This is a genomic window from Nocardioides scoriae (assembly GCF_900104965.1).
Taxonomy (GTDB): domain Bacteria; phylum Actinomycetota; class Actinomycetes; order Propionibacteriales; family Nocardioidaceae; genus Marmoricola; species Marmoricola scoriae.
This window is the reverse complement of sequence record NZ_LT629757.1, coordinates 1,903,562-1,923,525: the sequence shown is the minus strand read 5'-3', so window position 1 is coordinate 1,923,525 and position 19,964 is coordinate 1,903,562. Positions and strand designations below refer to the sequence as shown.

Here is a 19,964-nt window from a genome sequence, read left to right as displayed (position 1 = left end):
TCGGGAGCATGAAGTCGAAGGGACTCACGCAGGCCCGCGAGAAGATGACCGCCGAGGGTGTCGACCCGGTGGCGATCGAGGTGTTCTCGCACTACTACCGCCAGCTCGAGCACGGCGAGACCGGCATGATCGCCGAGGACACCATCGAGCCGGTCGGCATGGACTCCCTCGCCGACGTCGAGGTGGCCGACGACGTGGCCGCCGAGGCCATCGGCGCGACCGTCGTCATCAAGCTCAACGGCGGGCTCGGCACCTCGATGGGCATGGAGCGGGCCAAGTCGCTGCTGTGCGTGCGCCGCGGGCTGTCCTTCCTCGACGTCATCGCCCGCCAGGTGCTCCACCTGCGCCGCGAGTACGGCGCCACGCTCCCGCTCGTGTTCATGAACAGCTTCCGCACCTCGGCCGACACCCTGGCCGCGCTGGCCCGCTACGACGACCTCGCCGTCGACGGCCTGCCGCTGGAGTTCCTCCAGAACAAGGAGCCCAAGCTCCGCAAGGACGACCTGACCCCCGTCACGTGGACCAAGGACGCGGCGATGGAGTGGTGTCCGCCCGGCCACGGCGACCTCTACACCGCGCTCGTCGGCACCGGTCTGCTCGACCGGCTCATCGACCAGGGCTACCGCTACGCCTTCGTCTCCAACTCCGACAACCTCGGGGCGGTGCCCGACGCCCGGGTCGCCGGCTGGTTCGCGAGCAGCGGGGCGCCCTTCGCGATCGAGGCGGTGCGGCGTACCCCCTCGGACCGCAAGGGCGGCCACTTCGCGCGCCGCAAGGCCGACGGCCGGATCGTGCTGCGCGAGACCGCGCAGACGCCCGCGGCCGACCAGGAGGCGCTGCAGGACCTCTCGCGCCACCAGTTCTGCTCCACCAACAACCTGTGGTTCGACCTGGAGCGGATGCGCGCCGAGATCGCCCGCCGCGAGGGCGTGCTGGGGCTGCCGCTGATCCGCAACGAGAAGAACGTCGACCCGGCGGACAGCAGGAGCCCCGAGGTCATCCAGGTCGAGACGGCCATGGGCGCTGCGATCGAGGTCTTCGAGGACTCCACCCTCATCGAGGTCACCCGCGAGCGCTTCGTGCCGGTCAAGACGACCAACGACCTGCTGGTGCTGCGCTCGGACGCCTACGAGCTCGGCCAGGACTTCGTGCTCGACCAGCAGGCCGCCGAGCTGCCCTTCGTCGACCTCGACGCCGAGCACTACAAGCTGGTCGGGGACTTCGACAAGCGCTTCGCCGCCGGCGTCCCGTCGCTGCGCGAGGCCGAGTCGCTGGTCGTCCACGGCGACTGGAGCTTCGGCGAGGGCGTCAAGGTCACCGGCCGGGCGACCCTCGAGGGCCAGCGCGGCCGCGTCGACGCCGGCTCCACCCTGGGTGAGGCGAGCCCCGCCCGCACCCGGGACCGAGGCACCGGCGACTAGATTCGCGCCATGGCCACGGACCCACCCCGCCCCACCGACGTCGCGCCGCTGTCCATGGAGGACTACCGGCGCCGGGTCCTGGAGCAGATCACCCCGCTGACGCCGTCGCAGCGCCCGCTGCTCGACGCCATCGGCCTCCCCCTCGCCGACGACGTGGTGGCCGAGGTGGCGCTGCCGGGCTTCGACAACTCCAGCATGGACGGCTACGCCGTGGCCTTCGCCGACGTCGCCGAGGCCACCGCCGAGCGTCCGGTGCACCTGCCCGTGGTGGGCGAGATCGCCGCCGGGCAGACCACCATCCACAGCCTCACCCCCGGCACCGCGGTCCGGATCATGACCGGCGCGCCCGTCCCCGCCGGCGCCACCGCGGTGGTGCCCTTCGAGTGGACCCACGAGGAGGGCCGCGAGGTCGTCGTCGCGCAGGCGCCCGACGAGGGCCAGCACGTCCGGCGCGCGGGCGAGGAGGTGCAGCGCGGCGACGTGCTGATGCGCCGCGGCCAGGTGATCGGCACCCGCCACGTCGGGCTGCTCGCGGCGCTCGGCAACGGCAGCGTCACCACCGCCCCGCGCCCCCGCGTCGTCGTGATGTCGACCGGCTCCGAGCTCGTCGAGCCCGGCAAGCCGCTGGCGGGCGACCAGATCTACGACGCCAACAGCTTCCTGCTCGCCGCGGCGGTGCGTGCCCACGGCGGCATCGCCTACCGCGCCCGGGCGACCACCGACGACCCCCGCGAGTTCGCCGACGCGCTCTCCGACCAGCTGCTGCGCGCCGACCTGGTGGTCACCAGCGGCGGGGTCAGCAAGGGCACCCACGACGTGGTCAAGGAGGTGCTGCGCGAGCTCGGCACCGTCGACTTCCTCGAGGTCAAGATGCAGCCCGGCAAGCCGCAGGGCTTCGGCGTCGTGGGGGAGGACCGCACCCCGATCTTCACGCTCCCCGGCAACCCGGTCTCGGCGTACGTCTCCTTCGAGGTGTTCGTCGCCCCTGCGCTGCGCCGGCTCACCGGCCAGGCCGGCACCGACCCGGTGCTGCGCCCGGCCGTGCTGACCGAGTCGGTCCGCTCGATGCGCGGCAAGACCCAGCTGCTCCGGGTCGCGGCTGAGCACACCGGCGGCCAGCTGCGGGTGACGCCGGTCGGCGGGCCGGGGTCGCACCTGATCGCGGGGCTGGCCCAGGCCGACGGCCTGGTCGTCCTGGCCGAGGACGTCGCCGCCGTCTCCCAGGGCGACCTGGTGCCGGTGCTGCTGCTCGACCGGCCGCAGGAGGGCCGGTGAACGGCCCGGTGAGCAGCCCGGTGGGCGACCGGCTCACCCACGTCGACGAGCACGGCGCGGCCCGCATGGTCGACGTCTCCGAGAAGCAGGTGACCGCCCGCAGTGCCACCGCGAGCGGCCGGGTGCTGGTCTCGGCGCAGGTGGTGGCGCTGCTGCGCGGGGAGGGCGTGCCCAAGGGCGACGCGCTCGGGGTGGCGCGGGTCGCCGGCATCATGGCCACCAAGCGCACCCCCGACCTGGTGCCGCTGTGCCACCCGCTGGCGGTCTCCGGCGTCACCGTCGACCTCGAGGTCCTCGACGACGCGGTCGTGATCGCGGCCACCGTGCGGACCACCGACCGCACGGGCGTGGAGATGGAGGCGCTCACGGCCGTGTCGGTCGCCGCGCTCACGGTCGTCGACATGGTCAAGGCCGTCGACAAGGGCGCGGTCATCACCGACGTCCGCGTGGAGGAGAAGACCGGTGGCAAGAGCGGCACGTGGCGCCGTGGCTGAGTCGCTGCAGGCCGCCGTCGTGGTCGCCTCCAACCGCGCCGCGGCCGGGGTGTACGACGACACCACCGGCCCCCTCATCGTCGAGGCGCTCCGGGCCGACGGCTGGGACGTCGCCGACCCCGCGGTCGTGCCCGACGGCGACCCCGTCGGCGAGGCCGTCCGGGCGGCGATCGCGGCGGGGGCGCGCGCCGTGCTGACGACCGGTGGCACCGGCCTGACGCCCACCGACCGCACCCCCGAGGCGACCCGCCCGCTGCTCGACCGCGAGGTGCCCGGCATCGCCGAGGCGATCCGCGCCCACGGCACGGCCAAGGGCGTGCCGACCGCGGCGCTCTCGCGGGGTCTCGCGGGGGTCTCGGGCCAGGCGCTCGTGGTCAACCTCCCCGGCTCGCGCGGCGGGGTCAAGGACGGCCTCGCGGTGGTGGTGCCGCTGCTGCGCCACGCCGTGGAGCAGATCGTCGGGAGCGACCACTGAGCCCCGGCTGGCCGGCCGTGCTGACCTCCGGGCGGGTGCGGCTGCGGCCGCTGACCCAGGCCGACCGGCACACCTGGCGCCGGCTGCGCCACGCCAACGCCGCCTGGCTGGGCCCCTGGGACGCGACCGCACCCTCGCAGACCCAGGTCCAGCCCCGCTCGTTCGCCGCGATGGTCCGCACCATGCGGCGCGAGGCGCGGGCCGGGCGGCAGCTGCCGTTCGTGGTCGAGCACGACGGCCAGTTCGTCGGGCAGCTGACCGTCAGCAACGTGGTGCGCGGGTCGGCGCAGTTCGCCTCGATCGGCTACTGGGTCGACCAGGGCCACGCCGGCCGCGGCATCATCCCGCGCGCGGTCGCCCTGGCGGTCGACCACTGCTTCGGCCCGGTCGGGCTGCACCGCGTCGAGGTGGCGATCCGGCCCGAGAACGCCTCCTCGCTGCGGGTGGTGGAGAAGCTGGGCTTCGAGGAGGTCGGCTACGCCCGCCGGTTCCTGCACATCGACGGCGACTGGCGCGACCACCGGCTGTTCGCGCTGACCACCGAGCAGGTCCCGGGCGGGCTCCTCGCCCGGCTCGACGCCCGGGCGTCCCCGGGCGGCACCCCGCCCCTCGGCCCCTGAGGAGGGCCGCCGGGCCCGTCTCGAAGGGCAAACCACACCCGTCACACGAGTGAACTGGCGACACACCGCCCCGGGTCCGGTTCGCCGCCTCCGCCCGCTCGTATCGTCCTGCCTGTGGACCTGTCAGCTGTCATCTTCGTCGTGCTGGCCCTCGCGTGGGCCGTCTATCTGATCCCCAAGGCGCTCCAGCACCACGACGAGGTGGCCGGCGAGCGGCTCGAGGAGGGCCACACCGAGAAGGTGCGGATCCTCACCCGTCGCCGCCACACCGACGCGTCCGCCACGACGCCGGCCCACGACGAGGTCGACACGGTCGTCGAGGTGTCCTCGGAGGACACGGTCGTGCGCCGCCCGGTCGTCGAGCTGACCCCCACCGCCCGCGCCGCGCGCAACCGCCGCCGGGTGCTGGGCGTCCTGCTCGGCGCGCTGGTCCTGGTGGCCGTGCTCGCCGGTGCCGCGGTCGTCCCGTGGTGGTCGCTGGCGGTCCCCGGCGTCCTGACGCTCGCCTTCCTCGTCATCGCCCGGCTCTCGGTCAGGGCCCAGCAGCGCCGCCGCACGGCGCCCGTCCGGACCGCCCCCGTCGCCGTCCCCGAGGTGGCCCCGCACGTCGAGCCCGCGGCCCACGCCGCCCCGCAGGTCGAGCGGCCCACCCCTGCCGCTCGCCCCGCGTCGCCGGTCGCCCGACCCGCGACGGTCGAGCCCGTCGAGGTCCCCCTCGACATCGACGCCGAGCTCGAGCGGCTGCTGTCCTCCGGGACCAGCCCGGAGGAGCGCGTCGAGGTCGAGGCCGCCCTGGCCGACGACGGCTCGCTGTGGGACCCGCTGCCGCTCACCCTCCCGACGTACGTCGGCAAGGCGACCGCCCGCCGCACCGTGCGCACCATCGAGCTGACCGGCGTCACCAGCTCGGGCCACGACGAGTCGGACACCGCGCTGGCCCGCGAGGCCGAGGAGCAGGCCGAGCAGGACCGCGCCGACTCCGAGCAGGCGCGCAGGGCCGCCGGCGCCTGACCCGATTCGGGACCTGCGGGGTCCCGGTGGTAACTTCTTCCTCGCGCTCGCGGGCGCACTGGGGCTGTGGCGCAGTTGGTAGCGCGTCTCGTTCGCAATGAGAAGGCCAGGGGTTCGAATCCCCTCAGCTCCACCAGACCGACCCCCACCGGCACTGCGCCGGTGGGGGTCGTCGCACGTCCGGGGTCGTGGGTGCCACCGGGCGCCCCGGCGCCCTCTCACCCACACGACCAGGTCGGTGCGGGGTGCAGCGGGTCTCAGCGTGGCGCGCCGGGTCCGAGCAGTCCGACGGCGGCCAGGGCGCAGCCTGCGGCGAGGGTGGACAGCGTGGCGACCAGGCCGACCCGGGCCAGCTGCCAGGCCAGCGGGGGCAGCCGCAGCGAGCGGCGACCGATCCGGTGCGGGGTGACGGCCAGCCAGATCGAGGCCACGAGCGCGAGGGCGCCGCAGCCGACGACCGTGACGGTCAGGGCGTGGGTGGTGGGCATGGGGCCCCTCTCCTGGAGTGGACGCGGCCCCGGAGCCGCGACGACCGGTTACCGCTCGAGCGCGACTCATGCTGCTGTGGCCCAGCCCGCGCTTGCTAGCCTCTTGTGCCAGGGCCGGCCGAGCCGGTCCCCGGACGAGGGAGCCGTACCCGGAGCGCGACAAGACGGCCACGAGGAGTCGTCATGTCGTGGTGGGTGCTGGTCGTGTCCGGTGTGCTGGAGGCCGTCTGGGCCACGGCGCTGGGGAGGTCCGAGGGGTTCACCCGGCTGCTGCCGTCGGTGGTCTTCGGCGTCGCCATCGTGGCGAGCATGGGCGGCCTGGCGTACGCCATGCGCGAGCTGCCGGTCGGGACGGCGTACGCCGTGTGGGTGGGCGTCGGCGCCTCGCTCACCGTCGCCTGGGCGATGGCCACGGGGGAGGAGCCGGTCAGCCTCGTGCGCGTGCTGCTGATCCTGGGCCTCGTCGGCTGCGTCGTGGGCCTCAAGCTCGTCCACTGAGGCCGACCCGGCGGTCGCGTCAGCGGGGGTAGGTGGCGGCGAGGTCGCGGCGCACGACGCGGCCGCGGGCGACCAGCTGGAGCACGACGGCGGTGGTGACGGCCTGGCCGGCCATCAGCCCGAAGAGCACCAGCACCTGGGCCGAGGCCGCCTCGAGCGGGGTGCCGCCGCCGAGCAGGACGCCGACGAAGGCGCCGGGCAGGGTGACCAGGCCGACGGTGCGGGTCTGGTCGAGGCCCGGGAGCAGCGCCTCGCGCGCGGAGGGCTGCACGACCTCGAAGGCGGCCTGCTGCTGGGTGAGACCCAGCGCCAGGCCGGCCTCGTAGGAGCCGAAGGCGCCGCGGAGCTCGTCGCTGGCCCGCCGGCCGGTGAGCGTCGCCGCGGTCATGGTGCCGCCGATGACGATGCCCGCGACCGGCACGATCCCGGCCCCGTCGAAGGGCACCACCCCGGAGCCCAGGCTCAGCGCCAGCACCGGGAGCGCCCCGGCGGCCACGGCCAGGGCCAGCCACGGCACCTGCCGCGCCGGCACGTCGATCCGACGGGCCGAGGTGGCCACGGCGACGGCGTACATCACCGCGACCACGAGCAGCGACCAGCCGACCGAGCCGAGCGCCGCCGCGATCACCAGCGAGACCACGCCGAGCTGGACCACCGCGCGCACCCCCGCGGTCACGTGGTCGCGAGCGACCCCGAGCCCGGCCAGCAGCGAGACGACCACGCCGAGCACCAGCAGCGCCAGCAGCACCAGGGCGAGGCGCCAGTCCGGGGCCGGGGCGGTGGTGGCGGCCAGCGCGGGTCCGGGGCCGTGCAGGAGACCGGTCATGGGGGGAGCGTGCCAGGTGGGTGACCCGGGCCAGGTCTGGACCAGTTGTCTCGGCATGTGTCGTTGACGGGTCGCCGCTGCGGGTGCTGCTCACGGTGCGTCTGCGCAGCGCGCTGCCGCAGATCATCACCGGCATGCGGCTCGCCATGGGCGGGGCGTGGACCAGCATCGTGGCCGTGGAGCTGATCGCGGCCGACAGCGGGCTGGGCTACCTCATCAACAACGCCGGCGTGAACCTGCAGACCTCGCTGGTGCTCAGCGGCATCGTGTCGATCTCCATCCTCGGCATCCTGCTCGACGCCCTGCTCCGGCTGCTGCACCGCCGGGTGGACCCCACCGGTCGCTGAGGGGAGGCGCGCCCGCACGGTGGGGCGGCGACGATGGGGTACGCCTACCCCTGCCGGTCGCCATCGGGACGGCCGGCCCGGCAGACGGGGGAGACCCATGACCCAGACCGAGGCACGCAGGGACCAGGGGGACGACGCCCACGAGGGCGCCCTCAACGGGCTGATGCTCGCGGTGGCGGTGGTCTCGGCCGTCAGCGGGCTGCTCTACGGCTACGACACCGGCATCATCTCCGGGGCGCTGCTCCAGATCTCCGAGGAGTTCGACACCGGCAACGGCCTCGAGCAGTCGATCGCGGCCGGGATCCTGCTCGGCGCGGTCATCGGCGCGCTGGTGTGCAGCCTGCTGTCCGAGCGCTGGGGCCGGCACCGCACCATCCTGCTCATCTGCTGCGTGTTCGTGGCCGGCAGCCTGCTGTGCTCGATCGCGCCCAGCGCCGTGCTGCTGGCCCTGGCCCGGGTGCTGCTCGGCTTCGCGGTCGGAGGCGCGACCCAGACCGTCCCGATGTACGTCGCGGAGATGGCGCCGGCGCGGCTGCGCGGCCGCCTCGTGCTGTGCTTCCAGCTGGCCATCGGCGTCGGCATCGTGATCTCGACCCTGGTCGGGGCCACCGAGGCCGTCGACTGGCGGATCTCGATCGGCGCGGCGGCGGTGCCGGCGCTGCTGATGCTGCTCCTGCAGCTGCGACTGCCCGAGAGCCCCCGGTGGCTGGTCAAGCGCGGTCGGCGCGACGAGGCGGAGGCGGTGCTGCGGCGGGTCCGACCCGACGGCTACGACATCGCCACCGAGCTCGAGGAGATCGTCGAGGTCGAGGAGCGCAAGCAGGAGACCCGGGCCCGCGACCGCGGCTGGAGCGGCCTGCGCCGGCCGTGGGTGCGCCCGGCGCTGGTCGTGGGCTGCGGCGTCGCGGCGTTCACGCAGCTGTCCGGGATCGAGATGATCATCTACTACGCCCCGACGATCCTCACCGACAACGGGTTCTCGACCACCGCGGCCCTGCGGGTCAGCGTCGCGCTGGGCCTGACCTACCTGGTGATGATGATCGTCGGCCTGGCCATCGTCGACCGGGTCGGGCGTCGGCGCCTCACCCTGGTGATGGTGCCGGGGGCCGCCGTGGCGCTGTTCGTGCTCGGCGCCTTCTTCGTCACCGGCAACGCCGGCAAGGACAGCGTGCCGTTCATCGTCGCCTGCCTGGTCGTGTTCATGTTCTTCAACGCCGGCGGGCTGCAGCTGATGGGCTGGCTCACCGGATCGGAGATCTACCCGCTCGCGGTCCGCGGCGCCGGCACCGCCGCCCAGTCGGCCACGCTGTGGTCGACCAACCTGCTCATCACCCTGACCCTGCTGACGATGATCGACCTGCTCGGGGTGGGCCAGGTGTTCTGGCTCTACGGCCTGTTCAACGTGGCCGCCTGGGTGTTCGTGTGGCGCCGGATGCCGGAGCTGACCGGGCACAGCCTGGAGGACATCGAGTCGCGCCTGGCCGAGGGGAAGTTCGCCCCGTCCGACTTCGCGGGCAGCCGCGCCGGCTGAGCCGCCCGCGGGTCGCCACCACCGCCCCGTAGGTTCGGGGCGTGGCGACGACGACACGAGCACCCGGCAGCCCCACCACCGACCGCTGGGTCGGACCGACGACGGCGGGGGTGCTCAGCGCCCTGCCGGGCCTGGCGCTGATGGCGGCAGGCTACTTCCACCCCGAGCGCCTCGACGAGGGCACGGCCCACCGCTGGTGGACGCTGCACGTGCCCGGGATGCTGGTCTTCCCGCTCGTGGGGGTGGCCCTGATGTGGCTGTTCAAGGGGCGCCGCGACCCGCTGGCCGTGGTCGCGGTCCTGGCGGCCTTCGTCTACGCGATCTTCTACAACGCCCTCGACATCCTCAGCGGCATCGGCGCCGGCTGGGTGACCTCGCGGCTGCCCTCGGGCGCCGCGCGCCCCGACGAGGTGCGCTCGATCTTCGCGATCGGCACCCCGCTCGGCGAGATCGGCTCGTGGGGACTGCTGGTGGCCGCGGTGGTGGTCGCGCTGGACGCCCTGCTGCGCCACCGGCTGGCGGGCCTGCCCGGGCTGCTGCTCGTGCCCGGCGCGGTGCTGCTGCACCTCGACCACATCTACTGGCCGCAGGGCGCCCTGGGCATCGGACTGGTCGGCCTGGCGACCGGCTGGCTGGCGTACGTCGGCCGACGGTCCGGGTCCGTGATGTCAACTCATCGGGGATGAAGGATCAATCTGATCTAGTCCAGAAGAACTATGTCCGTTTTGCTGGCGGCGGCGTACGGTAGGTCACATCGGGGGTTCACCGGGGAACGTGGGAGGACGTCACCATGGGAGCAATCGCACCGCTGTCAGTGCTGCTGATGGGTCTGCTGGGTCTGGTCGTCGTCGCGGGAGCGCTGCTGCGCATGTCCGTGCTCGAGCGCCGGCTGCACGCACCTGTCTCGACGGTCGTCGCGCCGGTCGCGCAGGAGCCCCTGGCGGGCGCTGCCGCCGCCTGACCACGGACCGCCGCACCCCTCGGGGGCGGCCGTCCCGCTCAGCACCCTCCGCCGCTGGTCGGACCCGACACCCGGGTCAGATCCAGCGGCGGAACCACATCCGGTCCAGCCACTGGCCGTTGGTGAGCAGCTCGTCGGTCCAGATGGGCCAGAACCACGCGAACGCCAGCGCCGTCAGGCCGACCACCCCGCCCGCGACCGCGGCGCCCACGAGGCGCCTCCGGCGCGGCGCGCCGGGGCCACCGACGACCGCCCCGACGGCCAGGGTCAGCGACAGCACCAGGAACGGCAGCGAGACCGACGCGTAGTAGCTGAAGATCGGCCGGTCGTCGTAGCGGAACCACGGCAGCCAGGTCGCCGCCAGCCCGACCAGCACCAGCACGTGGCGCCAGTCGCGCTTCGCCACGCCCGCGACCACCGACCAGAGCGCGGCCAGCGTGCCCAGCCACCACACGACCGGGTTGCCGAGCAGGAGCACCTGGCGCAGGCAGGTCGAGCCCGCCGCGGCCGCACAGCCCTGCGACCCCGGCGCGATGTCGAGCTCGGTGGAGATGCCGACGGGGCGGTTGAGCACGAACCAGCCCCACGGGCTCGACTGGTAGGCGTGGGTGGCGTCGGTGAGGAACTTGGTGTGGAACGAGTAGACGTCGTGGTGGTAGTGCCACAGCGACCGCAGCGACTGCCACAGCTCGGGGAAGAAGCCGGTGGCGTCCTTCTCCAGGTAGCTGCCCCAGTAGGGGCCGTACTGCGTGTCCGAGAGCGCCCGCTCGTAGACGTCGGCGTGCAGCAGCCAGCCGGTCCAGCTGACGACGTAGAGCACGAGCGGCAGCGCCACGACGTACAGCAGGGCCGGGGCGGCGTCGACGACCGCCGACTTCAGCAGCGCCCACCGGACCCCGAAGGAGCGCCTCGCCCCGGCGTCCCAGGCCCACATCAGCAGGCCGAGGGCCGCGAGCGGGAACAGCGCCGTCCACTTGGTGGAGATGGCGGCGCCCCACATCAGGCCCGCGGCGAGCCGCCAGGGCCGCCACAGCAGCAGCGGGCCCCACGCGCCGGCCCGCAGGCGGGCGCCGTCGAGCCGCTCCTCGACCAGGTCCGCGAGCCGCGCCCGGCCCCAGTCGCGGTCGGCGACCGTGCACGCGACCGCGCAGAGCACGAAGAAGGCGAGGAACACGTCGAGCAGCGCGAGCCGCGACAGCACCAGCTGCTGGCCCTCCAGGCACAGCAGCAGCCCGGCGAACAGGCCCAGCGCGGTCGAGCGGGTGAGCCGCCGCGCGAGCCGGACCATCACCATCACCATCAGCGCGCCCACGATCGCCGAGGAGATCCGCCAGCCGAAGGGCGTCATCCCGAAGGCCGCCTCGCCCAGCGCGATGATCCACTTGCCGAGCTCGGGGTGGACCACCATCGACGGGTCGCCGGTCCACACCCCGGTGGTCTGCCCCGACAGGATCAGCTGGTCGGCGCCGTCGACGTAGGTCTGGGCGTAGCCGAAGTGCAGCAGCGACCAGGCGTCCTTGGCGTAGTAGGTCTCGTCGAAGGAGAACGACCGCGGCTTCGACAGGTCCCACAGGCGCAGGAACAGCGCCAGCAGCGTCACGGCCAGGGTGCCGGTCCACGCCAGCACCGGGTCGCGGTCGCGGGCCCGGAGCCGCGCGCGCAGCGAGGCGCGGGGCACCGGGCTGGTCGCGGGGGCTGCCTCGCGGTCGAGCAGGGTGCTGGGGAGGCTCACGCTGCCCAAGGCTACGGCTGCGATGATCGACCGGTGAGCCAACCGGACCTCCCTCGTGCGGGTGTCGCCGCGACCGGCGTCCTCATCCTGGCCGGCACGCCGATCGGTCGCCCCGAGGACGCCTCGCCACGCCTGGCCCGCGAGCTCGCGGAGGCCGACGTGGTGGCCGCGGAGGACACCCGGCGGCTGCGCCGGCTCACCTCCGACCTCGGCGTGGAGCTGACGGGTCGGGTGGTGTCGTACTTCGAGGGCAACGAGCACCTGCGGACCCAGGCGCTGGTCGACGCCCTGCTGGCGGGGGAGCGGGTGGTGCTGGTGACCGACGCCGGCATGCCGAGCGTCTCCGACCCGGGCTACCGCCTGGTCGCGGCCGCGGTCGAGCAGGGCGTGCGCGTCACCAGCCTGCCGGGGCCGTCGGCGGTGCTGACCGCGCTGGCGGTGTCGGGCCTGCCGGTCGACCGCTTCTGCTTCGAGGGCTTCCTGCCGCGCAAGGGGGGCGAGCGCTCGCGTCGGCTGGCCTCGGTCGCCCGGGAGGAGCGCACGCTGGTCTTCTTCGAGGCGCCCCACCGCACGGCCGCGGCGCTCGCCGCGCTGGCCGAGGCCTTCGGTCCGGAGCGCCGCGCGGTGGTGTGCCGCGAGCTGACCAAGACCCACGAGGAGGTACGCCGCGGCACGCTGGCCGAGCTGGCCGCGTGGGCCGACGACGGCGTCCGCGGCGAGGTCACCCTGGTCGTGGAGGGCGCCGCCCCGCCCGAGGCCGTCACCGACCCGGTGGCGCTGGCCGCCCTGGTGGAGGTCGAGGAGTCGACCGGCGTGCCCCGCAAGCAGGCCATCGCCGAGGTCGCCAAGCGCTCCGGCGTGCCCAAGCGGCTGGTCTACGACGCGGTGCACCGCCCGTGAGCGCCGCGACCGCCGGCCGGGTCCCCGAGGGCCGGCCCGGCCTGCCCGAGCCGCTGCCGCACCCGGTCGTGGACAACCACTGCCACCTCGACGTCACCCGAGGCGAGGAGGAGGCCCTCGCGGTCGCCGACGCGCTGGCGCTGTCGGCCTCGGTCGGGGTGCCGCGCGTGGTGCAGGTCGGGTGCGACCTCGAGGGCTCGGCCTGGGCCGTGGCCACCGCCGAGGCCCACCCGCAGGTGGTGGCCGCGGTGGCGCTGCACCCCAACGAGGCGCCGCTGCTCGCGGAGCAGGGCCGCCTCGACGACGCGCTGGCCGAGATCGAGCGGCTGGCCCGCAGCAGCGACCGGGTGCGCGCGGTCGGCGAGACCGGCCTCGACCGGTTCCGCACCGGACCCGAGGGCACGGCCGCCCAGCAGCACTCCTTCCGGGCCCACGTCGAGCTGGCCCGCCGTCTCGACCGCACCCTGGTGATCCACGACCGCGACGCCCACGACGACGTGCTCCGCGTGCTCGACGAGGTCGGGGTCCCGGACCGCTGGGTGATGCACTGCTTCTCCGGCGACGCGGCGTTCGCCCGCGCCTGCCTGGACCGCGGCGCCCACCTCTCCTTCGCCGGCACCGTCACCTTCAAGAACGCCGCGTCGCTGCGCGAGGCGCTGCGGGTGGCGCCGCTCGACCGGGTGCTCGTGGAGACCGACGCGCCGTACCTGACGCCGGCGCCGCACCGGGGTCGCACCAACGCCAGCTACCTCGTCCCGCTGACCGTGCGGGCCATGGCCGAGACCCGCGGCGACGACCTCGAGGAGCTGTGCCGAGCGCTCGACGCGAACACCGAGACGGCCTTCGGTGGCCCCTGGGGCTGATGGGGTGGGTGGGGCGTCACGTCCACCTCGTGGACCCCGCCCCCCGGTGTGACGCGGCCGACGTCGGTTTGCTAACGCTCCCGCGCGCCACCTAGGGTCGACGGCTGATGGCCGGGAGCGGGACTGCTGCTGCAGCGCTCGGCATGCGTCCCAGGGGGTCCGCCAGCACCAGCGTCGGTGCGATCGCGCGGGGGGACGACGCCGCCCGTGGTCCGGGAAACGCGAACACTGGAGAACTGTGCGCGCACGCCTCGAACACCTCAGCAAGAGCAAGACCCTTCTCGTCGGACTGACCCTCGCGGTCGTCCTCGCCCTCGTCGGCACCGCCACGGCGTACGCCGCCATGAGCCGCACCGTGACCCTCTCGGTCGACGGCCAGCGCAGCGAGGTCCGCACCTTCGCCAGCTCGGTCGGCGACGTCCTCGCGGCCGAGGGCATCGAGCCCGGCCAGCACGACTCGGTCGTGCCCAGCGTCGACACGCCCGTCAACGACGGCACCGAGATCGCCGTGCGCGTCGGGCGTCCGCTGGCCCTGAGCATCGACGGCGAGGAGAAGACCGTGTGGACCACCGCGACCCAGGTCTCGACCGCCCTGTCGCAGGTCGGGCTCCGCATCAGCGGCGCCGCCCTGTCGGTCAGCCGCAGCGCCACCATCGACCGCTCGGGCATGGCCCTGTCGATCGTCACGCCCAAGAAGGTCTCCCTCAAGGTCGGCACGAAGAAGGCCGTGCGGCACGACGTGCCCGTCGCCACCGTGGCCGACCTGCTGCGCGAGACCGCCGCCGACGTCGACCGCGACGACCTCGTCCGCCCCTCCCGCAGCGCCGCCCTCGAGGACGGCGACCGCGTGGTCGTGGTCAAGCGCGCCGTCCAGACCCAGCGGGTGCCCCGCCAGGTCATCGACGCCGGCACCGTCACCCGCGAGGACGACTCGATGACCGAGGGCGAGACCCGCACGGTCCGTCCCAGCCGCGACGGCGTCCGCGACGTGACCTACAAGAAGTTCTGGCGCAACGGCGAGGTCGTGCGCACCACGGTCGTGAAGTCCCGCGTGCTGCGCGCCCCGGTCGACGCGATCGTCCGGGTCGGCACCAAGCCGGCCGCGCCCGCGACCCCCACCGCCAGCGTCGGCGGCGGCAGCGTCTGGGACGCCATCGCCGCGTGCGAGTCGGGCGGCAACTGGGCGGCCAACACCGGCAACGGCTACTACGGCGGCCTGCAGTTCAGCCTCGGCACCTGGCAGGCGTACGGCGGCTCCGGCCTGCCCAGCGCCAACAGCCGCGAGCAGCAGATCGCCATCGCCGAGCGCGTGGCGGCGGCCGAGGGCGGCTACGGCGCCTGGCCGCACTGCGGGGCCGGTCACTGACGGCCTCTACGCTCGTCCCCGTGACGACTTCCTCCGCCGGACCGAGACTGCTCGGTCCGGCGGAGGTGCGTCTGCTCGCGGACGGGCTCGACCTGCGCCCCACCAAGCAGAAGGGGCAGAACTTCGTCATCGACCCCAACACGGTGCGGCGGATCGTGCGCGACTCCGGCATCGGGGCCGACGACGTCGTGCTCGAGGTCGGTCCCGGACTGGGGTCGCTGACCCTGGCCCTGCTCGAGGTGGCCCGCCGCGTGGTGGCGCTGGAGATCGACCCGCTGCTCGCCGGCCTGCTGCCCGCGACCGTGGCCGAGCGCGCCCCCGACCACGCCGACCGCTTCGAGGTGGTCCTGGCCGATGCCCTGCGGGTCAGCGAGGTGCCCGGCCCCGCGCCCACGGCGCTGGTGGCCAACCTGCCCTACAACGTCTCGGTGCCGGTGCTGCTCCACCTGCTCGGCCTGCTGCCCTCGCTGGAGCGCGGGCTGGTGATGGTGCAGTCGGAGGTGGCCGACCGGCTGGCCGCCCGCCCCGGCTCCAAGATCTACGGCGTGCCCTCGGTCAAGGCCGCGTGGTACGCCGACGTCCGCCGCGCCGGCGCCGTCGGTCGCAACGTGTTCTGGCCCGCGCCCAACGTCGACTCGGGGCTGGTCGCCTGGACCCGTCGCGAGCCGCCGACCACGGCGGTCACCCGCGCGCAGGTGTTCGCCGTCGTCGACGCCGCGTTCGCCCAGCGGCGCAAGGCCCTGCGGGCCGCGCTGCGCACGCTCGCCGGCTCCGCGGAGGCCTCCACGGCCGCCCTGGCGGCCGCCGGCATCGACCCCCTCACCCGAGGCGAGCAGCTCGAGCTCGCCGACTTCGTCCGGATCGCAGAGGCCCTGGCCTGATGGCACCCACCGCCGCACCCGTGACCGTGCGCGCCCCGGCCAAGGTCAACCTGGTCCTCCGGGTCGGCCGGCCGCGCCACGACGGCTTCCACCCGCTCAACACCGTCTACCAGGCGATCAGCCTCTACGACGACGTCCGCGTCGAGGACGCCGGGCGCTGGCAGGTCAGCGTCACCCCGCTCGGCGACGTCGACTGCTCCACCGTGCCGCTCGACCAGCGCAACCTGGCCGTCCGCGCCGGGCAGGCGCTCGCCGCCCACCACGGGCTGCGGCGCGCGGCCTCGATCGAGATCGGCAAGGGCATCCCCGTCGCGGGCGGCCTCGCCGGCGGCAGCGCCGACGCCGCCGCGACCCTGGTCGCCCTGGACCGCCTGTGGGACCTGCACACCCCCGACGACGAGCTGCTCGCGCTCGCGGCCGAGCTCGGCAGTGACGTCCCCTTCTCGCTGCTCGGCGGCACCGCCCACGGCACCGGCCGCGGCGAGCAGGTCGTGCCCGTCCCCGACGCCGGCAGCCACTGGTGGGTCGTGGTGCCCGACGCCACGGGCCTGTCCACCCCCGCGGTCTACCGCGAGTTCGACCGGCTCCACCCCGACGTGCCGCTCGGCTCCCACGTGGCCGACCCCGTCGGGCTGCTCGCCGCGCTGCGGGTCGGCGACGTCCCCCGCGTCGGCGCGGCCCTGACCAACGACCTCGAGGAGCCCGCCCTGAGCCTGCGACCCGAGCTGGCCGAGCGCTGCGCGCTCGTCCGCTCCCACCACGACGGACCCGTCCTGCTGTCCGGCTCCGGCCCGACGCTGCTGGCGCACGCGTGCAGCCACGAGGCCGCCACCGCGACCCGGCTGGCCCTGCTCGAGGCAGGCGTGCCGGTGGTGCACGTCGCGACCGGCCCCGTCGCCGGCGCCCACGTCGTGGAGCTGGCCGGATGAGCCAGCGCGCCAACCTGGTCAACCTCGAGCGGGTCACCAAGTCCTACGGCGTCAGGATCCTGCTCGACGAGGTCAGCCTCGGCGTCGGGGAGGGCGACCACGTCGGCATCGTCGGTCGCAACGGCGACGGCAAGACCACGCTGCTCGACCTCATGGGCGGCCGCGCCGAGCCCGACTCCGGACGCGTCTCGCGCACCCGCGGCCTCCAGGTCGGCTACCTCTCCCAGCGCGACGACCTCGACGAGGCCGCCACGGTGCGCGAGGTCGTCCTCGGTGGCCGCGCCGACCACGAGTGGGCGGCCGACCCGCGCTCGCGCGAGGTGGTGGCCGAGCTGCTCGTCGGCATCGACCTCGAGCGCACGGTCGCGGGCCTGTCCGGTGGCGAGCGGCGGCGCTGCTCGCTGTCGCACCTGCTGCTCGGCGAGCACGACCTGCTGCTCCTCGACGAGCCCACCAACCACCTCGACGTCGAGGCCGTCGCGTGGCTGGCCGGCTTCCTGCGCGCCCGTGCCGCGTCGCGGCGTACGTCGGCGATGGTGGTGGTGACCCACGACCGCTGGTTCCTCGACGAGGTCTGCACCACGACCTGGGAGGTCCACCCCGGGGCCGACGGCGCGGGCGTGGTCGACGCCTACGACGGCGGGTACGCCGCGTTCGTGCTGGCCCGCGCCGAGCGCAGCCGTCAGGCGGCCGCCTCGGAGTCGCGCCGCCAGAACCTGATGCGCAAGGAGCTGGCCTGGCTGCGCCGCGGCGCCCCGGCCCGCACCTCGAAGCCGAAGTTCCGCATGGACGCCGCCAGCGCCCTCATCGAGGACGAGCCGCCGCCGCGCGACCGCCTCGAGCTGCAGAAGTTCGCCACCCAGCGGCTGGGCAAGGACGTCGTCGACCTCGAGGACGTCGACCTGGTCCGCGGCGAGCGGCGGCTGCTCTCGGGCGCGACCTGGCGCCTCGGCGCGGGCGACCGCGTCGGCGTGGTCGGCGTCAACGGCGCCGGCAAGAGCTCGGTGCTGGCGCTGGTCGCCGGCGACCTGCAGCCCGACCACGGCCGCGCCAAGCTCGGCCGCACCGTCTCGCTGGCCCACCTGACCCAGCAGGTGCCGATCGAGGACCCCGAGGCGCGGGTGCTGCCGACCATCGAGGGTCTCAAGCGGATCACCCGCACCGCCACCGGCCAGGAGCTGACCGCGAGCTCGCTGCTGGAGCGCTTCGGCTTCACCGGCGACAAGCTGACCGCCCGCCTCGGCGACCTCTCGGGCGGGGAGCGGCGCCGCTTCCAGCTGATGCGGCTGCTGATGTCGGAGCCCAACGTGCTGCTGCTCGACGAGCCGACCAACGACCTCGACATCGAGACCCTCAACGTCCTCGAGGACTTCCTCGACGCCTGGCCCGGGACGCTGGTCGTGGTCAGCCACGACCGCTACTTCCTCGAGCGGGTCACCGACTCCACCTGGGCCCTGATGGGCGACGGCACGCTGTCGATGCTGCCGGGCGGCATCGAGCAGTACCTCGAGCACCGGCGCGCCGGGGGAGGGGCGCCGGTGTCCGTGGCCGGCGTCGGCACCGCAGCCGGGTCCGGGTCCGGTGCGGCTGCGCCGGGGTCGGCTGGGTCGGGCGCGGGGTCGGGTGCGGCGTCGGCCGCCGGCTCCGGTGACGAGCGGTCGCTGCGCAAGACCATGGCGCGGGTCGAGAAGCAGCTGGCCCGGATCGACGCCCGCGAGGCCCAGCTCCACGCCGAGATGCTCACCCACGCCCAGGACCACGCCCGCCTCACCGACCTGATGGCCGAGCTCACCTCGGTCACCGCCGAGAAGGAGGCCCTCGAGCTGGAGTGGATGGAGGCGGCGGAGCAGGTCGGGTAGCTGGGTCAGTTTCCCCGGTCGACCGGGGAAACTGCCCGCGGAGCCGGGCAAAGCGGACGTCGGCGGGCAGTTTCGGCCGCCCAGCGCGCCCGATTCGTCCGTACGACGCCCCGCCGGCTCGACCCCGACGGTCAGCCCAGCGGGGCCATCAGCTGCTTGAGCGCCAGCGCCAGCCGGTCGCGCTCGGGCGCCGGGATGACGCTCAGCAGCCGGCGCTCGCTGTCGAGCAGCGACTCGAAGGCGCCGTCGACGCTGCGCTTGCCGGTCGCCGTCAGCCGCACCAGCACGCCGCGTCGGTCGCTCGGGTCGGGGCGCCGCTCGACGAGGTCGCGCTCGACGAGCCGGTCGACGCGGTTGGTCATGGTGCCGCTGGTGACCATGGTCTGGCGCAGCAGCGACCCCGGCGTCAGCTCGTACGGCGCGCCCGCCCGACGCAGCGCCGCCAGCACGTCGAACTCCCACGGCTCGACGCCGTGCCCGGCGAACGCTTCGCGTCGCAGGCCGTCCAGCAGCCGGGCCAGCCGGGCCACCCGGCTGAACACCTCGACGGGGGCCAGGTCGAGGTCGGAGCGCTCGCGCCCCCAGGCGCGCACCAGCTCGTCGACCTCGTCGTGCTCCACGTCGGGACTGTAGCGCGAGAATCTGTGCTCGCAAGATTCTCGATGTCGAGATAACTTGGGGCGATGGCCTTCAGCTGGGACCCCGCCCGCTACCTGGGGTACGCCGACCACCGCGCCCGCCCCTTCCACGACCTGCTCGCGCAGATCGGCGCCGAGGACCCGTCCCTGGTCGTCGACCTCGGCTGCGGGGCGGGCAACCTGACGGCGCTGCTGCCGCGCCGCTGGCCCGGCGCCCGCGTCCTCGGCAGCGACAGCAGCGAGCAGATGGTCGAGGCCGCCCGCGGAGCGGTGGGCCCGGGCGTCGAGCTCGAGGTCGGCGACGTGCGTGACTGGCCCGACCGCGGTCTGCGCCCCGACGTGCTGGTCAGCAACGCGGTGCTGCACTGGCTGCCCGACCACCTCGACCTGCTGCCCGGCCTCGCGGGCACGGTCGCGCCCGGTGGTTGGCTGGCCTTCCAGGTGCCGGGCAGCTTCGGTGCTCCCAGCCACACCCTGGTGACCGAGCTGGCCGGGCGGGCGCCGTACGCCGCGCACACCGGCGAGGTGGCCACCATGGCCAGCCACGACCCGCAGACCTACCTGCGGCTGCTGGCCGACCTGGGGTGGGAGGTCGACGCGTGGGAGACGACGTACAGCCACGTGCTGACCGGCGAGGACCCCGTGTTCGGCTGGATCAGCGGCACCGGGCTGCGGCCGACCGTGCAGGCGCTGCCGCCGGAGCTGCGCGAGCAGTTCGAGGCCGAGCTGCGGCCGCTGCTGCGGGCGGCGTACCCCGAGCACGGTGGGGTGACCGTGATGCCGTTCCGCCGGGTGTTCGTGGTCGCGCGACGTCCCTGACGGGGCCGGCCGGGCGACCAGGCAGGATGC

General features: G+C 74.5%; 22 protein-coding genes, 1 tRNA gene and 1 riboswitch. Of the genes, 19 read left to right on the top strand and 4 right to left on the bottom strand.

Translation table 11 applies throughout. The features are described 5' to 3' along the window. Positions 1-8: 8 nt before the first annotated feature. The 7 genes from BLU55_RS09125 to BLU55_RS09095 all read left to right on the top strand — a co-directional run bounded on the left by BLU55_RS09125 (position 9) and on the right by BLU55_RS09095 (position 5,432). Positions 9-1,421: a UTP--glucose-1-phosphate uridylyltransferase gene (locus BLU55_RS09125; RefSeq protein ID WP_091728686.1), complete on the top strand. Its 1,413-nt coding sequence runs from the start codon at positions 9-11 to the stop codon at positions 1,419-1,421. Positions 1,422-1,430: 9 nt separating this feature from the next. Further along, positions 1,431-2,696 carry a molybdotransferase-like divisome protein Glp gene (glp, locus tag BLU55_RS09120; RefSeq protein ID WP_231917125.1) on the top strand — a complete coding sequence of 422 codons (1,266 nt, stop codon included), beginning with the start codon at positions 1,431-1,433 and terminating at the stop codon, positions 2,694-2,696. A gap of 65 nt (positions 2,697-2,761) precedes the next feature. Then, complete coding sequence (gene moaC, locus BLU55_RS09115) at positions 2,762-3,190, top strand: cyclic pyranopterin monophosphate synthase MoaC (RefSeq protein ID WP_172833964.1); 429 nt, start codon at positions 2,762-2,764, stop codon at positions 3,188-3,190. Beyond that, positions 3,183-3,665: a MogA/MoaB family molybdenum cofactor biosynthesis protein gene (locus BLU55_RS09110; protein WP_091728683.1), complete on the top strand. Its 483-nt coding sequence runs from the start codon at positions 3,183-3,185 to the stop codon at positions 3,663-3,665. The genes moaC and BLU55_RS09110 overlap by 8 nt, the downstream gene beginning before the upstream one ends. Positions 3,666-3,682: 17 nt before the next feature. Further along, positions 3,683-4,285, top strand: coding sequence for a GNAT family N-acetyltransferase (locus BLU55_RS09105; protein WP_231917124.1), 603 nt, complete (start codon positions 3,683-3,685; stop codon positions 4,283-4,285). A gap of 114 nt (positions 4,286-4,399) precedes the next feature. Continuing rightward, positions 4,400-5,296, top strand: coding sequence for a divisome protein SepX/GlpR (gene sepX / locus BLU55_RS09100; protein ID WP_091728678.1), 897 nt, complete (start codon positions 4,400-4,402; stop codon positions 5,294-5,296). A gap of 60 nt (positions 5,297-5,356) precedes the next feature. Continuing rightward, positions 5,357-5,432, top strand: a tRNA-Ala gene (locus BLU55_RS09095). Positions 5,433-5,553: 121 nt separating this feature from the next. Here the strand turns inward: BLU55_RS09095 and BLU55_RS09090 are convergent. Then, entirely contained in the window at positions 5,554-5,784 is a 231-nt protein-coding gene (locus tag BLU55_RS09090) for a hypothetical protein (protein ID WP_091728675.1), read from the bottom strand. Between the two features lie 108 nt (positions 5,785-5,892). Beyond that, positions 5,893-5,957, top strand: a riboswitch (guanidine-III (ykkC-III) riboswitch). 10 nt (positions 5,958-5,967) lie between these two features. On the opposite strand from BLU55_RS09090, the gene BLU55_RS09085 reads away from it, so the two are divergent. Next, positions 5,968-6,282: a DMT family transporter gene (locus BLU55_RS09085; protein WP_091728672.1), complete on the top strand. Its 315-nt coding sequence runs from the start codon at positions 5,968-5,970 to the stop codon at positions 6,280-6,282. A 19-nt stretch (positions 6,283-6,301) separates the two neighbouring features. On the opposite strand, the gene BLU55_RS09080 is transcribed toward BLU55_RS09085, so the two are convergent. After that, positions 6,302-7,108: an ABC transporter permease gene (locus BLU55_RS09080; RefSeq protein ID WP_091728670.1), complete on the bottom strand. Its 807-nt coding sequence runs from the start codon at positions 7,106-7,108 to the stop codon at positions 6,302-6,304. Positions 7,109-7,128: 20 nt separating this feature from the next. Here BLU55_RS09080 and BLU55_RS09075 point away from each other — a divergent pair, with 20 nt between their 5' ends. The 4 genes from BLU55_RS09075 to BLU55_RS19450 all read left to right on the top strand — a co-directional run bounded on the left by BLU55_RS09075 (position 7,129) and on the right by BLU55_RS19450 (position 9,947). After that, positions 7,129-7,455: an ABC transporter permease gene (locus BLU55_RS09075; protein WP_331713801.1), complete on the top strand. Its 327-nt coding sequence runs from the start codon at positions 7,129-7,131 to the stop codon at positions 7,453-7,455. A gap of 97 nt (positions 7,456-7,552) precedes the next feature. Further along, positions 7,553-8,986, top strand: coding sequence for a sugar porter family MFS transporter (locus tag BLU55_RS09070; protein WP_197681144.1), 1,434 nt, complete (start codon positions 7,553-7,555; stop codon positions 8,984-8,986). Between the two features lie 41 nt (positions 8,987-9,027). Then, the gene (locus BLU55_RS09065; protein ID WP_157682811.1) at positions 9,028-9,672 is read left to right on the top strand and encodes a hypothetical protein; all 645 of its coding nucleotides are present in this window, start codon (positions 9,028-9,030) and stop codon (positions 9,670-9,672) included. A gap of 104 nt (positions 9,673-9,776) precedes the next feature. After that, positions 9,777-9,947, top strand: coding sequence for a hypothetical protein (locus tag BLU55_RS19450; RefSeq protein WP_157682810.1), 171 nt, complete (start codon positions 9,777-9,779; stop codon positions 9,945-9,947). A gap of 76 nt (positions 9,948-10,023) precedes the next feature. On the opposite strand, the gene BLU55_RS09060 is transcribed toward BLU55_RS19450, so the two are convergent. Beyond that, positions 10,024-11,679, bottom strand: coding sequence for a dolichyl-phosphate-mannose--protein mannosyltransferase (locus BLU55_RS09060; RefSeq protein WP_231917123.1), 1,656 nt, complete (start codon positions 11,677-11,679; stop codon positions 10,024-10,026). A 33-nt stretch (positions 11,680-11,712) separates the two neighbouring features. Between BLU55_RS09060 and rsmI the strand changes: the two genes are divergently transcribed. The 6 genes from rsmI to BLU55_RS09030 all read left to right on the top strand — a co-directional run bounded on the left by rsmI (position 11,713) and on the right by BLU55_RS09030 (position 18,477). After that, positions 11,713-12,579, top strand: coding sequence for a 16S rRNA (cytidine(1402)-2'-O)-methyltransferase (gene rsmI, locus BLU55_RS09055; RefSeq protein ID WP_091728665.1), 867 nt, complete (start codon positions 11,713-11,715; stop codon positions 12,577-12,579). Then, positions 12,576-13,442 carry a TatD family hydrolase gene (locus BLU55_RS09050; protein ID WP_231917122.1) on the top strand — a complete coding sequence of 289 codons (867 nt, stop codon included), beginning with the start codon at positions 12,576-12,578 and terminating at the stop codon, positions 13,440-13,442. Before rsmI ends, BLU55_RS09050 begins: the two co-directional genes overlap by 4 nt. Before the next feature lie 238 nt (positions 13,443-13,680). Beyond that, complete coding sequence (locus BLU55_RS20020) at positions 13,681-14,808, top strand: resuscitation-promoting factor (protein WP_091728662.1); 1,128 nt, start codon at positions 13,681-13,683, stop codon at positions 14,806-14,808. A 20-nt stretch (positions 14,809-14,828) separates the two neighbouring features. After that, positions 14,829-15,689 carry a 16S rRNA (adenine(1518)-N(6)/adenine(1519)-N(6))-dimethyltransferase RsmA gene (rsmA, locus tag BLU55_RS09040; RefSeq protein ID WP_091728660.1) on the top strand — a complete coding sequence of 287 codons (861 nt, stop codon included), beginning with the start codon at positions 14,829-14,831 and terminating at the stop codon, positions 15,687-15,689. Further along, complete coding sequence (locus BLU55_RS09035; protein ID WP_091728658.1) at positions 15,689-16,618, top strand: 4-(cytidine 5'-diphospho)-2-C-methyl-D-erythritol kinase; 930 nt, start codon at positions 15,689-15,691, stop codon at positions 16,616-16,618. Before rsmA ends, BLU55_RS09035 begins: the two co-directional genes overlap by 1 nt. Further along, positions 16,615-18,477 (top strand): ABC-F family ATP-binding cassette domain-containing protein, encoded by a 1,863-nt coding sequence (locus tag BLU55_RS09030; protein ID WP_091728656.1) that lies wholly within the window; start codon positions 16,615-16,617, stop codon positions 18,475-18,477. Before BLU55_RS09035 ends, BLU55_RS09030 begins: the two co-directional genes overlap by 4 nt. A 131-nt stretch (positions 18,478-18,608) precedes the next feature. Here BLU55_RS09030 and BLU55_RS09025 read toward each other — a convergent pair whose 3' ends face one another. After that, positions 18,609-19,097: a MarR family winged helix-turn-helix transcriptional regulator gene (locus BLU55_RS09025; RefSeq protein ID WP_091728653.1), complete on the bottom strand. Its 489-nt coding sequence runs from the start codon at positions 19,095-19,097 to the stop codon at positions 18,609-18,611. Positions 19,098-19,160: 63 nt separating this feature from the next. On the opposite strand from BLU55_RS09025, the gene BLU55_RS09020 reads away from it, so the two are divergent. Beyond that, a complete protein-coding gene (locus BLU55_RS09020; RefSeq protein ID WP_091728649.1) occupies positions 19,161-19,934 on the top strand; it encodes a methyltransferase domain-containing protein in 774 nt (257 codons plus the stop codon). Positions 19,935-19,964: the final 30 nt, after the last annotated feature.

Bases quoted from the DNA above. Each gene is read 5' to 3' on its own strand.
- BLU55_RS09030 (WP_091728656.1), top strand. From the start codon at position 16,615: ATGAGCCAGCGCGCCAACCTGGTCAACCTCGAGCGGGTCACCAAGTCC.
- moaC (WP_172833964.1), top strand. From the start codon at position 2,762: ATGGTCGACGTCTCCGAGAAGCAGGTGACCGCCCGCAGTGCCACCGCG.
- BLU55_RS09080 (WP_091728670.1), bottom strand. From the start codon at position 7,108: ATGACCGGTCTCCTGCACGGCCCCGGACCCGCGCTGGCCGCCACCACC.
- BLU55_RS09070 (WP_197681144.1), top strand. From the start codon at position 7,553: ATGACCCAGACCGAGGCACGCAGGGACCAGGGGGACGACGCCCACGAG.
- BLU55_RS09125 (WP_091728686.1), top strand. From the start codon at position 9: ATGAAGTCGAAGGGACTCACGCAGGCCCGCGAGAAGATGACCGCCGAG.
- BLU55_RS19450 (WP_157682810.1), top strand. From the start codon at position 9,777: ATGGGAGCAATCGCACCGCTGTCAGTGCTGCTGATGGGTCTGCTGGGT.
- BLU55_RS09085 (WP_091728672.1), top strand. From the start codon at position 5,968: ATGTCGTGGTGGGTGCTGGTCGTGTCCGGTGTGCTGGAGGCCGTCTGG.
- BLU55_RS09035 (WP_091728658.1), top strand. From the start codon at position 15,689: ATGGCACCCACCGCCGCACCCGTGACCGTGCGCGCCCCGGCCAAGGTC.
- BLU55_RS09090 (WP_091728675.1), bottom strand. From the start codon at position 5,784: ATGCCCACCACCCACGCCCTGACCGTCACGGTCGTCGGCTGCGGCGCC.
- BLU55_RS09020 (WP_091728649.1), top strand. From the start codon at position 19,161: ATGGCCTTCAGCTGGGACCCCGCCCGCTACCTGGGGTACGCCGACCAC.
- glp (WP_231917125.1), top strand. From the start codon at position 1,431: ATGGCCACGGACCCACCCCGCCCCACCGACGTCGCGCCGCTGTCCATG.